Genomic DNA, 15,390 nt, shown 5'->3' with positions numbered 1-15,390 from the left:
CGCTGCAAGCCATTATTAGCCCTCTAGATACACCACATGGCTATGGGTATATTCATAAAGACCGTGCTTACCATCCGCCCCGCCAATACCTGACTTTCGTACGCCAGCGTGGAAGCCTTGCATAGCTTCAAAGTTCTCTCGGTTGATATAGGTCTCACCAAAATCAAGCTCACGGCAGGCCTGCATTGCGTTATTAAGACTCCGGGTATAAATCGATGAGGTAAGGCCATATTCACAATCATTGGCCAGTGCTATAGCTTCATCAAGGGTATCGATGATTTGAATGGGCAGAACCGGGCCAAAAATCTCCTGGCGCATAATGGCCATGTCTTGGCGACAGCCCGCCAGCACCGTCGGCTGATAGTGGAAGCCGGCCCCCAGATCCGCGACATTACCGCCGGTAATCAACTCAGCCCCATTCCCACGAGCGGTTTCTACCATTTGGGCCACTTTATCCAGGCCTGCTCGGTTGATCATGGGACCCATCTCAACATCACTATCCGCTAGCGGATCACCATAGCGGGTGGATTCCATCGCTTTAGCAATACGCGCAATAAACTCATCCGCAACGCCCCGCTGAACGTAAACGCGTTCGGCACAATTGCATACCTGCCCGGTATTGATAATCCGTGAACTGCGGATCGCTTTCACCGCTAGGTCAAGATCCGCATCATCCAGCACAATAGCGGGGGCTTTACCACCCAACTCCAGGTTGAGCTTGGTGATATTGTTAGCGGCGTTGGCCATAATGCGTGAACCCGTTTCCACGCTGCCCGTAAAGCTAATCATATCGACCTGCTGGCTAGCGGTAAGGGCGTTGCCCGCTTCAGCGCCCGTGCCGCTCACCACGTTGAAGACACCTTTTGGCAACCCCACTTCATCTAGCAGACGGGCGAACTCAAAACAGTTATTGGGTGTTTCTTCGCTGGGCTTAATCACGATGGTATTACCCGTGACCAATGCCGGCGCCATCTTACGTGCGATCAGGAAGAACGGGAAGTTCCAAGGCAAAATACCCGCCACCACTCCAAGCGGCTTACGGAAAAGAAAAATGCTCTCTTTAGGGCGGTCGCTTTGAATGATTTCACCTTCAATGCGACGCCCCCACTCGGCCATATAATCCAAATAGTCGGCGGTAAAATTCACTTCAACTTCTGCCAACCCACTGATTTTTCCCTGCTCTTCCGTAATCGTACGTGCCAAACGGGCAACGTTATCACGCAGTTTATTGGCTAAACGATGTAGAAAAGCCGCACGCTCAACGGCAGGCGTCGCTGCCCAACTTTTTTGCGCTCCACGCGCAGCATCTAACGCTCGTTCGACATCGTCTGCACTTGAGGCGGGAACACGCGATAGTAATGTCTGGTTGGCAGGGTTAAATACTTCCAGGTGCTGCTGGGACGCTTCAAATGCGCCGTTGATATAGTTTTGATAAATAGTTGGCTGTGTCATCTTAGTACTCCTATTGTCATTATATTGGCCTCAACGAGACCACCTGTTGGGAAGAGCTAAAGTGATAAGTGTCGGATTAAGAAATGTTTATTACTGACAAACATTGAGTTAATAAGTACTGGATGCCTGGCTTGCCGCTTGTCCCTTGTAACGCGCAACGGTTGCCAGCGCGCCCTGGCGAAGAAGGCTAATATCGATCCCCACCGCAATAAACTGGCAGCCAAGTGCCTGGTAGCGGCGTGCGTCACCTTCAAGCGGCGCCAGGATTCCCACCGGCTTACCCACCGCCTGTACCGTTTTAATCACCTTCTCAATAGCTTTTTGAACGTCTGGGTGCCCTGGATTGCCTGGATGTCCCATTCCTACCGAGAGATCCGCCGGGCCAATAAAGACCGCATCAACGCCATCAGTTGTTGCAATCGCCTCTGCCTGCTCAACGCCCTTAGGGGATTCAACTTGCACGATTAGGCAAAGCGACTCATGCGCCTTCTTTAGGTAGTCATCCACGCCATCCCAGCGCGTTGCCCGCACTAGTCCGCCACCAACGCCACGGATGCCATTGGGGGGATAGCGGGTAGCACGTACCAGGGCCGCAGCTTGATCACCGCTTTCCACCATGGGCACCATCAGTGTCTGAACGCCAATGTCGAGTAGTTGTTTGATCAACGCAGCGTCCTGGTTAACGCTGCGAACCACCGGCGCCGCTGAATAGGGCGCCACTGCCTGTAGTTGAGCCAAAATAGTCGGCACCGTATTGGGGGCATGCTCACCATCAATCAGTAACCAATCAAAACCAGTGCTCGCCACTATTTCAGCGGCATAACCAGTCGCAAAACCAGCCCAGCAACCCCACATGGGGTCACTTTTAGCCAGTGCGCTTTTAAATGTATTAACGGGCATTTCCATCGTCGTTACACTCCAGTGGTACTAGTCAAAAGCCCCAAGCAGGCCAGGTAAGCCAAGTGTTAAGAAGGGTAAATACATGATGCATAGCAACCCAATAACGAGAACCATAAAGAAAGGCACGAGTGGGCGCATTGTCTTCATGTAATCAACCTCAGCGATCTTGCACCCCAATAGAACGATTAAAGCCACTGGTGGCGTCAGCGAACCTAAAAGCAGCGCAATAATGACCACGACTGAAAAGTGGATCATGTCGAACCCGAACATTTGGGCAATAGGTGTCAGTATCGGCACCATCAAGATTAGCGCTGAAATTGTTTCGATAAACATGCCGACTAGGATCAGTACCAGCACGATAAGCAGCAGTACGATAGCTGGCTCGCTGGTGATACTAGAAAGCCAAGTAGCTAATGTGGCGGGTACACCCTCTCGGGCAATGATCCAACTAAACAAAGCGGCACTGCCGAGGATGATCAGAATGCTCGCTGAGGTAACCACCGACTGAAGGGCGAAGCGGTAGGTATTTTTGACATTCAGGCGATGAGAAAGCAGACCAAAACCGAGCCCATAGGCAACGGCCACAATGCCTGCCTCGGTAGGCGTGAATAAACCACTCTGGATACCCCCTACAATGATCACCGGCATCACCATCGCGGGTGCTGCTTTCAAAAACACCTTGCCGGTTTCGCCCAGGCTGGCTCTGAGGTGACGAGGTGCGCCGATCTCATCAGCTTTCCAGTAAACCAGTGCCATCATGATCATGGCGAGAAACAGGCCTGGAACGATACCGGCCAAAAACAGCGTGCCAATGGAGAGCCCCGTCATGGCCCCATAGATCACCATGAGTAGGCTAGGTGGAATAATGGGCCCCAAGATTGCCGAAGCGGCAGTAATCACTACCGCCCATTCTGGCTTGTAGCCCTCCTTTTTCATTGCCGGAATCATCATTCCTCCGACCGCAGCCACATCTGCCGAAGCCGAACCGGAGATTCCCGAGAACAGCACGCTCGTCATGATATTCACCTGACCTAACCCGCCCCTTATATGACCCACTAGTGAGCGTGAAAAGCCAACGATTGCCGAAGTGATACCACCGTAATTCATTAGATTACCGGCAAAGATGTAGAGCGGGATGGCCAGTAAGGGAAAGCTATCCAAAGAGCTGAAAAAGCGCTGAGGCAACACCAGAAGCGGTACCCCGCCATCAATGACCAGTACAGCAACAGCACTAAGCCCCATGGCGAAGGCGATGGGCACGCCAAAAGCTAGAAGAGCTGTAAATAATCCAAACATTAAGGCAACGATCATAGTAGCTCCTCTACGCCTGATACTTTTTTCACTTCATCACGACGAACAATGAAAGCAAGGATCGTCAGCACACCCCCAATGGGGATGGGTGCATACAGCCAAGCCCTAGAAATACCCAACGAGGGTTGCATGGTGCCCAAAGCGCGTAGTGTGAATAGGTACCCCCAATAGGCTAAAACGGCACAGAAAATGATTGAGATGGCTGCTACCACGAAACGCCTTATCCTTTCAAAGCGATCGTTGTTAAACCGAAACAGCTCCACCTTTATGTCATCGCATTTGTAAACCACCACAGGGGTTCCCATAAGTACCAACCAAACCAGTAGCATCCTCACCACTTCTTCTGTCCAGAAAAGTGGCAGCCCCAGGAGAAATCGGTTGATGACCTGTATGAAAATCAACGCCATGATCGCCGCAAAGATGGCGACGGTCATGGCGCCAAGGGTGGCAAATGCATTATCCAGATAACGACGCATTTGCGAGCTCCTTTTCAGCGTCACTGCTGCCCAATGGACTCAAGGAGTTCTACGGCACCCATATTGGCAGCAAACTCCTCACGGAAGCCTGCCAGTGCTTCCTGGAAGGGCACGGGATCCACCTCATTGATGGCGATTCCCTCTTCTTCAAGCTGGCTAAACCAGGACTGCTCACGCTCAAACCACTCACTGCGCTGCATTTCTGCCGCTTCCCGTGCGGCCCGGCTTACCGCTTCACGGTCACTATCAGAAAGGTTGTTGTAAAAGGACTCGTTGATGGCAAAACTACCATCGAAAAGAATATGACGTGTTTTGGACAGTGACTCGGCTACCTCAAATATGCGGAAGGTGTAACCAACTTCTGGGGTGCCTTCCATGGCATCGACAACACCTGCCTGTAACGCGGTGTAGACTTCCGGCATGGGCACAGGCGTCGGCTGAGCTTCCAGTGCGGAGAAGGTGCCCACAAACACGGGGGATTCCGGTACGCGAATTTTCAAGTTATTGAAATCGTCCGGGCCATCGATTTGGCCTTCGGCTAGATAGGTATCTCGATAGCCTGCCAAAATCCAGTTAAGCGGCCTGACTCCGGAAGTAGTAACCAATTGTTCAATCAACTGATCCCCTATTTCACCTGTCACCACGTTTTCCCAGTGATCAACGTCGCGATAAAGGTAAGGTAGCGTCAATAAGCCAAATTCGGGCACGTAGTTGGCATATAGACCTGACTCACCGTATCCCATCTCTAGTACGCCAAACTCGACCGACTCAATAATCTCTCTTTGCCCTCCCATTTGTCCGGCGGGAAAGATTTCAACCTGTACTTCACCGTCACTGTACTCAGCTGCTAGATCGCGGAATCTTTCAGCCGCTAAATGCTGCTCGGAATCAGTTGAAATATGGTGTGCGAAACGAATTTTCGTTTCAGCATAGGCAGTGCCAAAGGGCATCATGAAGAGCAGCCCTGCGGCACCAATTGTGGTCAATTTAGAGATTGAAAGACGTGAGGTGTTATTCATTTTCATTGTAGTTTCCTCTGATATTACTTGGTTTAAGTTCCCTACTTTTTAGCGGAAACAATGCTTATCAGGCCATAATTTTAATGTTGGTAAGGCCTAGAAAGTTCACAATCCGGATTAAGGCGTACACCAAACCCTGGCTTGTCGAGTTTAGAAGCCGCCATACGACCGTTTTCAGGCACCGGCTCATCCAGCAACAACGGATTAAACATGGGCACGACCTCATCGGCTTTCGGCGCCATCATCAAGAACTCAGCGAACGGGCTGTTATGGCGTGTGATTACAAAGTGGTAGCTATAGACCGACGAGCCGTGGGGTACAACCAGCTTGTTGTGCGCATCGGCCAGCGCTGAAATCTTGATCAGCTCAGTAATCCCACCGCACCACCCCACATCCGGTTGGATAACGTCACAGCACTCCATTTCCAGCAGCATACGGAAGCCCCAACGGGTGGCCTCGTGCTCACCGGTATTCACCAGCATGCCTTTGGGTACATCGCGCTTGAGCTGCGCGTAGCCCCAGTAGTCATCGGGCGGAAGCGCCTCTTCGATCCACTTCAGATCGTACGCCTGGGCTCCCTGAGCTAGCCGAGTGGCGTAATTGACATCAAGGCTCATCCAGCAGTCATACATCAGCCAGAAGTCATCGCCGACAGCGCTACGCATCTTTGCCAGGTGCTCGAGGTTCTTTTGTAGCCCTTCATCGCCTTCAGCAGGCCCATGAACGAGAGGCATCTTGCCACCAATAAAGCCCATTTCCTTAGCGAGGTCTGGGCGTGCGCCGGTGGCGTAAAACACCAGTTCATCGCGAACCGGGCCACCTAATAGCTGGTGTACCGGCAGTTGTCGCACCTTACCCAGCAGATCCCAAAGTGCCAGATCAACACAGGAAATTGTATTAATCACCACCCCTTTTCGACCGTAATAGAGTGTGGCGTTAAACATCTGATCCCAAATTTTTTCGATTTCAGTGACCTGTTTACCCTCAATGAAACGGGCAAGATGTTTTTCGACAATCCAAGCACCAATTTCACCACCGGTGGTTACAGCAAACCCTACGGTTCCATCGCTCGCCTCTACCTCAACCACCAAGGTGCCCAGCACATTAAGTCCAAAGCTTCGGCGTGTCATGCGGTACTCTGGATACTTGCTCATGGGTGTGGCGATTTGGGAATCGATCCAGTGACCTTCGGCTTGGTCATGGTAGTCAGCACCGCCACCCCGGACGGTATAGGCACGCACCTGCTTGATGGTGGGCTCGCTCATAATTACTCCTCGCTATGCTTGTTAACGTACTCTTGTTGAGGAAGTTCTAAGTAAAAGCGAGCAAGGTAGCCAATGATTATCTGGTTCGTCTCGATACCTTTAAGTTATCAGATGCCGGTAAACCAGCAATGGCGCAAGCTTGCGCTAAACCGCTTAATAATCAGAATCCAAATAACTAGACTAATGTCGAACAGCCAACTGAAGTACAAACACCATACCGTTTAGGTATCAACTCAACAGAGAGATGAGAATGGAAAGCTTTCAATTGCTTGTGGCAAGGCTTCGTTATAAGCACCTTCTTATGCTCTCGACATTAGGCAAAGTGGGCAACCTACACCAAACTGCCGTGGCCATGCATATGTCACAGCCAGCCGCGACACGTATGCTGAGTGAAATTGAGCGGGTGTTTGCGTGCCAGTTATTCGAACGTATGGCAAAGGGTATGCGCCCGACCAAAGTGGGCGAAATGTTGGTGGAATTTGCTGATAACGCGTTAACCCGTTTAGATCGATGTGCCGAAGAAGTGCATCGCTACCAGCTTGGTGGACGCGGGCAGTTAACAGTTGGAGCCATTATGGGGGCCGCACCTGACTTGGTGGCTCAAGCGATCATTGAGATGAAACGCCAGCGACCTATGTTACAAATTCGTTTGATGGGTGAAACTAGCGATCAATTAGTAGCGCTGCTCGAACAGGGGAAAGTAGATATCGCAATCGCTCGCTATGCGACCTCTATTCAGCATAACCAATTCGATTTTGAGCCATTAGGTAACGAAAACATGGTCACCGTGGTACGCCGTGGTCACCCCTTAACCGATGCCCCTTTACCACCCCTGGAGCAGTTGCTAGAGCACTGGCCTTGGATACTTCAACCGATAACTACGCCTGCACGCCAAGCGCTAGAGAAAGAGTTGGAGATGGAAGGACTAATGTCGCCACGCGATATCATCGAATGTGGTTCAATCTTTGCTGCCTTACAGCTAGTACAAAAAAGCGATGCACTATTGGTAATGGCTGAATCCGTTCTCAGAGATCACCTCAATATAGGGCTTATTGAGATGCTACCACTGACCCTTGGAAGAACGCTTTCGCCGTTTGGGTTATTAACCCGAAAAGATACATATTATGGCGAACCGGTGACCGGCTTTTGCGATATTTTGCGCCGCAATGCCGTGCAGTGGGAATAAATAAAAAAAGCCGATCCATTGGATCGGCCAAACTGATGGGAGTCTGCACAGTATGAGGGATACTGCGCAGAGATGCCTGGGGAAGGCATCGCCAAAACGCCAGCTCAGGCGGCTTGGCGATGCCCTCCCAGGGAGTTACGTCCTTTACGGGAGTAGCTGCCTTTACCTTTTTTCGGCGTTTGCTGCTGCATTTTAAACATCGGCGTTCGCAGCTGCGCTTTTAACGCGTTATCTTTGATCTTGCGCTGTTTCATCGTTTTCTCCTGGCGTATAACACTGCCTTTAACAGACGCCCGCTTTAAACAGGCGCCCACTGTGGCAAAGTATGACAAAGACTATTCTCTAGCGTTCCAAATCGAGCAAAAAATCTTAGTACCTTCAGCCCGCGTATTCATACCCATTACTCATCCCAGGCAGGTGCAAAGTCGGGGTTGGCAATGCGCTCTTTGCGGTCAAGCGTAGCGATCTCGGACATTTCACTGTCGCTTAGCGCTAAATCAAAGGCGGCAATGTTGCTTTGAATATTTCGCGCCTTAGTCGATGATGGGATTGCAATCATATTGCGCTGATTGACCCAAGCAAGGGCAATTTGCGCGGGCGTGACGTTATATGCGTCGGCAATCTGCTTAAGGGTCGAGTCATCCATAACCTTACCAACGGCTAGCGGCATAAAGGCGGTGACTTGAATCCCATGCTGCTCGCAGTGCTCCGCTAGCTTACGGTTCTGTAAAAAGGGATGAACTTCGATCTGGTTGGTAAGAATCTCACCTTTGCCTAGAATGCTAACCGCTTCGTCCACCTGGGCGATGGTAAAGTTGGAAATACCAATATTGCGCGTCTTACCCTCGGCTTTGACCTCTTTCAGCGCCGTCAGGTAATCGACCATTGGCACTTCATTCTCTGGGGACGGCCAGTGGATCAGCAGCAGGTCGACGTAATCGGTACCTAATTTTTGCAGGCTTTCGTCCACGCTGGCTTTGAGTGTTGTAGGTTCAAGGTTGTCGAACCACACCTTGGTGGTTAGGAAAATATCGCTGCGTGGCACGCTGCTGTCGCGAATCGCCTCCCCTACCTCTTTTTCATTGCCATAAAACTGTGCTGTGTCGATGTGCCGGTAACCGGCCTCAAGCGCTGCGTGGATACTTTGCTTAAGCGTATCGCCTTCCAGGCGAAAGGTGCCGAAGCCGGGGTTAGGCATTACATTCTGCATCATTAACATCCTTTTCTATTGATAGCGTGTTAACTAACATGGGGCGGTCAATGCCCCACTTCAACCCCCTTCTTTGTTATCTCTTGATCGGCCTCGGTGCTATCAACGCACTAGCAGGAAGATAACCACTAGCGTCAGGATCAGCGACACGCCCTGCCAAAACAGCACCGGGTCACGCTCCAGCAGCGGTAACTGCGCGCGTTTAAGCATTTCTTGGCTTGGCGAGCGCAGCTCGAAAATAAACTCCGAAAGGGCCGGAAAACGTTTGTGAGGATTGGGATGAAGGGCCTTTTTGAGCACCTCATCTACCCAGGCAGGCAGTTCACGGTTCTCGCTAAGCGCCGATTGGTAGGCAAGCTTATGCTGCGCTGCCCGAGTGCGGGTTTTGGCCACCTCGGTGCCATAGGGCAGTGTGCCGGTTAGCATCTGATAGGTGATCACCGCCAGTGAGTACTGATCCGAACGGGGCGTGCCACCTTCACCCAGAAAATACTCCGGCGCGGTGTACTGGGCAGTACCTAGAATATCGTCGCTAGTCGCATTGACCTCTTCGGCAATGCCCGCCACCTTGGCAGCGCCGAAATCAATCAGCTTTACCGTGCCGTGGCTATCGATCATGACGTTATCGGGGCGCAAATCTTGATGGAGCATTTCCAGACGATGAAAGGCGCGCAGCCCCTTGGCGATCTGCTCGACGATGGGGCGTACGCTAGCTAATTCGGCGTTGGGGTGGTCGCGCATCCACTGGGTCAGGGTTTGCCCTTCTATATACGCCAGCACAGTATAAAGATAGTGGCGAGGCCGCTCTTGGGCGGGGGCTTTGAGTACGTGCTGATTATCGATACGCCGTGCAATCCACTCTTCACGCACGAACCGCTCGATACTCGCCGGGTCTTGGCTTAGCTCGGTTGAGAGGGTTTTAAGTGCCACCTTCTCGCCACTCGCTACCTCTTCCGCCAGATAGACATGGCTGCGGCTGCTGGCATGCAGTTGTCGCACAATGCGGTAGCCGTCCAGCTCGCTTCCTGCGCGCAACTCAGACGGTGACGGCAGGGTGCTCAGCGCCGCGTAGAGTTCATTAGCGTGGCGCTCAGGCAGCGAATCAATGCGCACAATTTGCACGGTGAGGTTGTCATCACTTCCACGATCGATGGCAGCCGCGATTAGCGCCTCAGCCGCCGCATCGAGATCGCCCCAATGGGTGTGAATCAGCGCGGCCATTTCAGCGCCGGTTAGCCATTCGTAAACGCCGTCGGTAGTGAGTACAAACACATCGCCAATACTCAGCGATACGGCGCAATAATCCAACTCCAGGTGCTGGCTGGCTCCCATGGCGCGGCTTAAATGGCTGACTTCCTGGGATGCCCAGAAGCGATGATCCTCGGTCAGCGGCTCCAGCGTATTGCCGGCGAGCTGATAGATACGGCTATCACCAACGTGAAACAGGTGCGCAGTGGTGGATTTAATCACCATCGCGCTCAGGGTACACACATAGCCGCGATCCAGGTTGTAGCGGTACTGGCTTTGCCGGGTTTGGGCGTAAAGCCATGCATTGGTGGCTTGCAGTACCCGCTGGGCCGAGGTTTTAACCGCCCAGGTAGCCGGGGTGGCATAGTAGTCTGTTAAAAACCCGCCTACTGCTGCTTCGCTCGCTTCCCGGCTCACTTCGCTGCTGCTGATCCCATCCGCTAACGCGATCGCAATGCCTTTGGTGGCGCGCTGGGGGTCGCTGGGTAGATAAGCGCCGTAAAAATCCTGATTGCTTGGCTTGCGCCCTTTATCAGAGTGCTGGCCGAGCGAAATGGTCAGCGCTGCCATTATACTTCCCCTAAAAAAGCCTCCGCCGGAGCGAACATTGCAAACGGTCGGAACAACCCTACGCGGGGGCGCTGTAGACCCATCCATGGGCGCTACTTTCGCCATCCATGGCGAAAGACCCCCGCTACGGGTTGATTCCGACCTCGACTAAGCTCCGATGTTTATCATCAACCTAGGGCTTCACAGTAGCGAAAGCTTGGCATTTAATTTCTTCATCTATAAAGCTTTCTGGGGCGCGGTACGTACGTGCGTGGTGTAGAGCGTGAGACCTGTTAATGCCAAACCACCGATCAAGTTACCCAGCACTACCGGAATTTCATTCCAGATCAGGTAATCCATAATCGAGAAATTACCCCCCATCATCAGCCCAGAGGGGAACAGGAACATGTTGACCACCGAGTGCTCGAAGCCCATGCCGAAGAACAGCATGATCGGCATCCACATGGCAATCACCTTACCGCTCACCGTGGTGGAGATCATTGCGCCCACCACGCCTAGGGAGACCATCCAGTTACACAATACGCCACGAATAAAAATTGTCGCCATACCACCAGCACCATACTCTTTATAACCCACGGTGCGCCCTTCACCCACTTCACCAATCACCCGCCCCACTTCGCTGGGTTCGGTGCTAAAGCCGTAGGTAAAGACAATCGCCATGAGAAAGGCAACCGTTAATGCCCCGCCAAAATTACCGACAAACACAATGCCCCAGTGCTTGAGAATACGCTTAATCGTCACCCCAGGCCGCCTATCCAGCCATGCCAAAGGGGTTAACACAAACACCCCGGTCAACAAATCAAACCCCATTAAATAGAGTATCGAAAAACCCACCGGAAACAGGATAGCGCCGATAATCGGATAGCCGGTTTGCACTGCTACGGTCACCGCAAACACCGCCGCAATAGCCAAAATGGCTCCCGCCATAAAGGCGCGAATCAGCGCATCGCGGGTAGACATATGCAGCTTGGCTTCGCCAGCATCGACCATCTTGGTGGCAAATTCGGCAGGCAATAAGTAGGACATAGAGAGCGTTTCCTTTGTTGTGGATTTAAAGGGACAGTAGGGTCAGCAGCGTAAAACGCGCACAGCAAACCCTGCCGCTAAGGCATGGTTTGCTGTGCAGAGAAGAAATTGGTGGCAAGGGTAGCGGGCGTTGTGGCAACTCTTTGCACCACGCTGCCCACCACAATCAAGCAGGGAGATGGCAAGGGAGTGGCGGCGAGCCTCTCGGGCATATCCGCCAGCGAGCCCACCAGCGACTGCTGCTCACGCTGGCTGGCATTGGCCACCAGCATGATCGGCCACTCATCCGGCAGACCTGCCTGGCGCAGGCCATGACAAATTGCGCTCACTTTTGAAAGCCCCATATAAAACACCAGGGTTTCATCCTTGCGCGCCAGTGATGCCCAATCCGGCGTGCCGTCTTCGCGGCAGAGCTGGGCAGTCACAAAGCGTAGTTGCTGGGCATGACCACGGTCGGTGAGCGGAATACCCATGCAGGCAGCGGCGGCAGAGGCCGCGGTAATCCCTGGCACAATGGCAGCGCGGATCTCGGCAGCGGCCAGGGCATCCAGCTCCTCGCCCATCCGCGCAAACACCGCCGGGTCACCACCCTTCAGGCGCACCACTGATTTACCCTCGCGGGCGAGTTTTACCATCAGCGCACCAATTTCCGCCTGGGGTACACTGTGGTGACCACGGGCTTTACCCACGTAGTAGCGCTCGCTGCTGCTAGGAATCAGCGCCAGCACGTCATCACCTACCAAGCGGTCATACACCACGGCGTCCGCCTGCATAAGTAAGCGTGCAGCCTTGAGGGTTAACAGCTCTGCATCGCCGCTGCCTGCGCCGACCAAGTAAACCTGCTCGGCGCGGCATTCGCCGCGCAGTGGCAAACGTATGTCTGCAGCCTGCTGAACCAACGGCGTTAGCGCGCGGTGCGATAACCGCATAAAGGCGTTAAACCACTTCAGTAGCAAGGGGTTGCTTAGTGCGGGCATTGGGCCGCTCCTCTTCAATAAGTGATTTCAATTCGGGAATACAGCTACCGCACTGGGTGCCGCAAGCAAGCCTGGCGCCCAACGCTTCTACGCTGGTGTCGCCCTCGCGGATGGCATTGACGATGGTGGTTTGGCCCACCTGGTGGCAACTGCATACCACCGGGCCGGTATCCGCGGCGCCGTCGTCGCAGCCGGCCAATAGGCGGCGGCGGTGGCTATCGCTCAGCTCCGCCTCGTTAAAACGCGTTTCCAGCCACGCTAACCCTGGCAACTCTTTGGGTGGGCCGACCATCAACCACCAGCGCAACTGACCGTTCTCCACGCAGGCAGCGCGCAGCCGTCCGGTAGTGGGGTCTTGGCTAACGACCGATACATCGCCGGGCAGCCACGTTCTCAACTGCGCCAGCCAGTCACTAACCGACTGCGTATTGGCAAGCTGCCAGCGTTGGCAGCCGCGCATGGGGATGCGTGTCCAGTAGGCAATGCTGCACCACGGTGTTGATTCTGCTGCCCCTTCGGCGACCAGCAGGGTGGCCTGCCAATCGGTAGCCAGAGGCGCCAGCGCCACGGCGCCGTGCTTCGATTCCGGCTGACCGGAGAGCGGGTCGGTAATACTGTCGATCAGCGCGCTGCTTCTGGCCTGCTGGGTGAAGCAGTCACTCCAGTGGATGGGTACGAAGACCTCACCGCGGCGCTGGGCATTGGAGACCCGCACCCTGGCGCGAAACTCCCCTTTTGCGGCGGTTAGGACTGCTAGCCCCTGATCGGTAACACCGGCGCTGTGGGCATCGTCTGGGTGCACGTCCATAAAGGGTTCAGCGCGGTGGTTCATTAACCGTGGTGAACGTGCGGTGCGGGTCATGGTGTGCCACTGATCGCGTATCCGGCCGGTATTCAGCCGTAGCGGGTAGGCGGCACTCAGCGCCTGTTCAGGCCCTTGAGGATGGATTGCCAGCAGCTTGGCACGACCATTCTCTGTGGCAAATTCGCCATCCTCAAACAGCCGTGCCGTACCATGGGGAGCGGCCTTTGTGACCGGCCATTGAATGGGGGCCAAGGCGTCGTAGTCATCTCGGCCCAGGCCCACCAATCCCGATATATCAAACAGCCGTTTTGGACTGCCGGTGGCGGCACCGTTTTCAAACCCGGAGAGCTGGGCGTGCTCGTCGAAAATCTCCCAGGGGTGCGTGTAGTTAAACGCCTCGGTAAACCCAAGTCGTTTCGCCACCTCACACATTATCCACCAATCATGGCGGGCTTCACCCGGCGGTGGCAGCATGCCCCGCTGGCGAGAAATGCGCCGCTCGGAGTTAGTCACGGTGCCATCTTTCTCCGACCACCCCGAGGCAGGCAACACGATATCCGCGTAAGGCAGCAGATCGGTATGGGCGGCGCACTCGGAAACAATCACCAGCGGACACCTCTCCAGCGCGGTGCGCACCCGTGCGGCATCGGGCAGGCTAATGGCGGGGTTGGTGGCCATCACCCACAGCGCTTTTATCTCGCCACGCTCAATGGCGTCAAACAGCTCCACCGCTTTATAACCCGGCCCTTCCGGCAGGATAGGTGTAAGGCTGTCGGTAGCCCAGAAGCGGCTGACCAGATCGAGGGCGCCTGGAGTGTGGTAATCCATATGCGCGGCTAGCTGGTTGGCCAGCCCGCCTACTTCGCGGCCACCCATGGCGTTGGGCTGGCCGGTAATCGAGAACGGCCCCGCCCCCGGCAAGCCGATTTTGCCGCCCGCCAAGTGGCAGTTAATAATCGCGTTGCACTTATCGGTACCGCTGGCAGATTGGTTAACGCCCTGGGAGTAAAGGGTGACCACATGCAACTGACTGGCGAACCAGTAATAAAAGGTTTCCAGGCGCTCGGGGTCGACATCACAGGCCGCCGCTACCTCCGCCACCGAACCCGCGGTTTGCTGCGCCGCCGCCAGAGCATCGTCAAACCCTTCCGTGTGGCGCTCAAGGTAGAGAGTATCGAGCCTGCGGCGCTGCGCCATCCACGCCAGCAGGCCGTTAAACAGGTAAGCATCGCTGCCAGGCTTGATCCCCAGGTACAGGTCGGCGATTTCGCAGCTATCGGTCACACGGGGGTCGATCACCACCAAACGCATCAGCGGATTGCGCTCTTTCGCCACTTTAATGCGCTGGTAGAGCACCGGGTGATTCCAGGCCAGGTTGGAACCCACCAACACGATCAGTTCCGCCTCTTCCATATCCTCGTAGTTACACGGCACCGCATCGGCACCGAAGGCGCGCTTGTAGCCAACCACCGCTGAGGCCATGCACAGCCTCGAGTTAGTATCTAAATGAGGCGTGCCTAAAAAGCCTTTAAACAGCTTATTGGCCACATAGTAATCTTCGGTAAGCAGTTGGCCGGAGAGATACGCGGCCACGCTGTGATTGCCATGTTCAGTGCGCAGGGCGTTTAAACGCTCGGCAGTAGTGCTTAAGGCGGTGTCCCAGGAGACCTCAACACCATCAACGCGAGGGTGAGTCAGCCGCCCTTGATTCCCCAAGGTTTCATGTAGCGCAGAACCTTTGACACACAGCCGCCCGAAGTTCGCCGGATGCTCGCGGTCGCCCTCGACAGCGCTCAGCGTGCCCGCTTCAACGGTTGCCGTCACGCCACAGCCGACGCCGCAGTAGGGGCATGTGGTTTTGGCCTGAGTCATAGCTACTCCTCGGGTTGCTCATTAGCGCCAGGCATAAAAAAACGCCCAGTCCCGTTCTCTAATACGCTCTATA

General features: G+C 54.3%; 13 protein-coding genes. 1 reads left to right on the top strand and 12 read right to left on the bottom strand.

Going from position 1 to position 15,390, the window contains the following annotated elements:
- Positions 1–15 precede the first annotated feature (15 nt).
- The 6 genes from aldA to rhmD all read right to left on the bottom strand — a co-directional run bounded on the left by aldA (position 16) and on the right by rhmD (position 6,423).
- A complete protein-coding gene (aldA, locus tag JI62_RS14825) occupies positions 16–1,452 on the bottom strand; it encodes an aldehyde dehydrogenase (RefSeq protein ID WP_088700879.1) in 1,437 nt (478 codons plus the stop codon).
- A 108-nt stretch (positions 1,453–1,560) separates the two neighbouring features.
- Positions 1,561–2,358, bottom strand: a complete 798-nt coding sequence (locus JI62_RS14820) for an aldolase/citrate lyase family protein (RefSeq protein WP_088700878.1) — start codon at positions 2,356–2,358, stop codon at positions 1,561–1,563.
- 21 nt (positions 2,359–2,379) lie between these two features.
- Entirely contained in the window at positions 2,380–3,663 is a 1,284-nt protein-coding gene (locus JI62_RS14815; protein ID WP_088700877.1) for a TRAP transporter large permease, read from the bottom strand.
- A complete protein-coding gene (locus JI62_RS14810; protein ID WP_088700876.1) occupies positions 3,660–4,139 on the bottom strand; it encodes a TRAP transporter small permease in 480 nt (159 codons plus the stop codon). Before JI62_RS14810 ends, JI62_RS14815 begins: the two co-directional genes overlap by 4 nt.
- A 20-nt stretch (positions 4,140–4,159) precedes the next feature.
- A complete protein-coding gene (locus JI62_RS14805; RefSeq protein WP_088700875.1) occupies positions 4,160–5,164 on the bottom strand; it encodes a TRAP transporter substrate-binding protein in 1,005 nt (334 codons plus the stop codon).
- 74 nt (positions 5,165–5,238) lie between these two features.
- Positions 5,239–6,423, bottom strand: coding sequence for an L-rhamnonate dehydratase (rhmD, locus tag JI62_RS14800; RefSeq protein WP_088700874.1), 1,185 nt, complete (start codon positions 6,421–6,423; stop codon positions 5,239–5,241).
- 250 nt (positions 6,424–6,673) lie between these two features.
- Between rhmD and JI62_RS14795 the strand changes: the two genes are divergently transcribed.
- Entirely contained in the window at positions 6,674–7,609 is a 936-nt protein-coding gene (locus tag JI62_RS14795) for a LysR family transcriptional regulator (protein ID WP_240513260.1), read from the top strand.
- A 104-nt stretch (positions 7,610–7,713) separates the two neighbouring features.
- Here JI62_RS14795 and arfA read toward each other — a convergent pair whose 3' ends face one another.
- The 6 genes from arfA to JI62_RS14765 all read right to left on the bottom strand — a co-directional run bounded on the left by arfA (position 7,714) and on the right by JI62_RS14765 (position 15,317).
- Complete coding sequence (gene arfA / locus JI62_RS14790) at positions 7,714–7,863, bottom strand: alternative ribosome rescue factor ArfA (RefSeq protein WP_008957724.1); 150 nt, start codon at positions 7,861–7,863, stop codon at positions 7,714–7,716.
- A 146-nt stretch (positions 7,864–8,009) separates the two neighbouring features.
- The gene (gene dkgB / locus JI62_RS14785; RefSeq protein WP_088700872.1) at positions 8,010–8,828 is read right to left on the bottom strand and encodes a 2,5-didehydrogluconate reductase DkgB; all 819 of its coding nucleotides are present in this window, start codon (positions 8,826–8,828) and stop codon (positions 8,010–8,012) included.
- Between the two features lie 93 nt (positions 8,829–8,921).
- Positions 8,922–10,637, bottom strand: coding sequence for a bifunctional protein-serine/threonine kinase/phosphatase (locus JI62_RS14780; RefSeq protein ID WP_088700871.1), 1,716 nt, complete (start codon positions 10,635–10,637; stop codon positions 8,922–8,924).
- 216 nt (positions 10,638–10,853) lie between these two features.
- Entirely contained in the window at positions 10,854–11,663 is an 810-nt protein-coding gene (locus JI62_RS14775; RefSeq protein ID WP_088700870.1) for a formate/nitrite transporter family protein, read from the bottom strand.
- Between the two features lie 77 nt (positions 11,664–11,740).
- Positions 11,741–12,640, bottom strand: coding sequence for a uroporphyrinogen-III C-methyltransferase (gene cobA, locus JI62_RS14770; RefSeq protein ID WP_088700869.1), 900 nt, complete (start codon positions 12,638–12,640; stop codon positions 11,741–11,743).
- Positions 12,600–15,317 carry a nitrate reductase gene (locus tag JI62_RS14765; protein WP_088700868.1) on the bottom strand — a complete coding sequence of 906 codons (2,718 nt, stop codon included), beginning with the start codon at positions 15,315–15,317 and terminating at the stop codon, positions 12,600–12,602. The genes cobA and JI62_RS14765 overlap by 41 nt, the downstream gene beginning before the upstream one ends.
- Positions 15,318–15,390 lie beyond the last annotated feature (73 nt).

Origin of the sequence: Halomonas campaniensis, from assembly GCF_002211105.1 — a bacterium.
Classification (GTDB): Bacteria; Pseudomonadota; Gammaproteobacteria; order Pseudomonadales; family Halomonadaceae; genus Vreelandella; species Vreelandella campaniensis_A.
The sequence above is the reverse complement of the archived record's forward strand: the minus strand, read 5'-3'. Positions and strand labels throughout refer to the sequence as shown.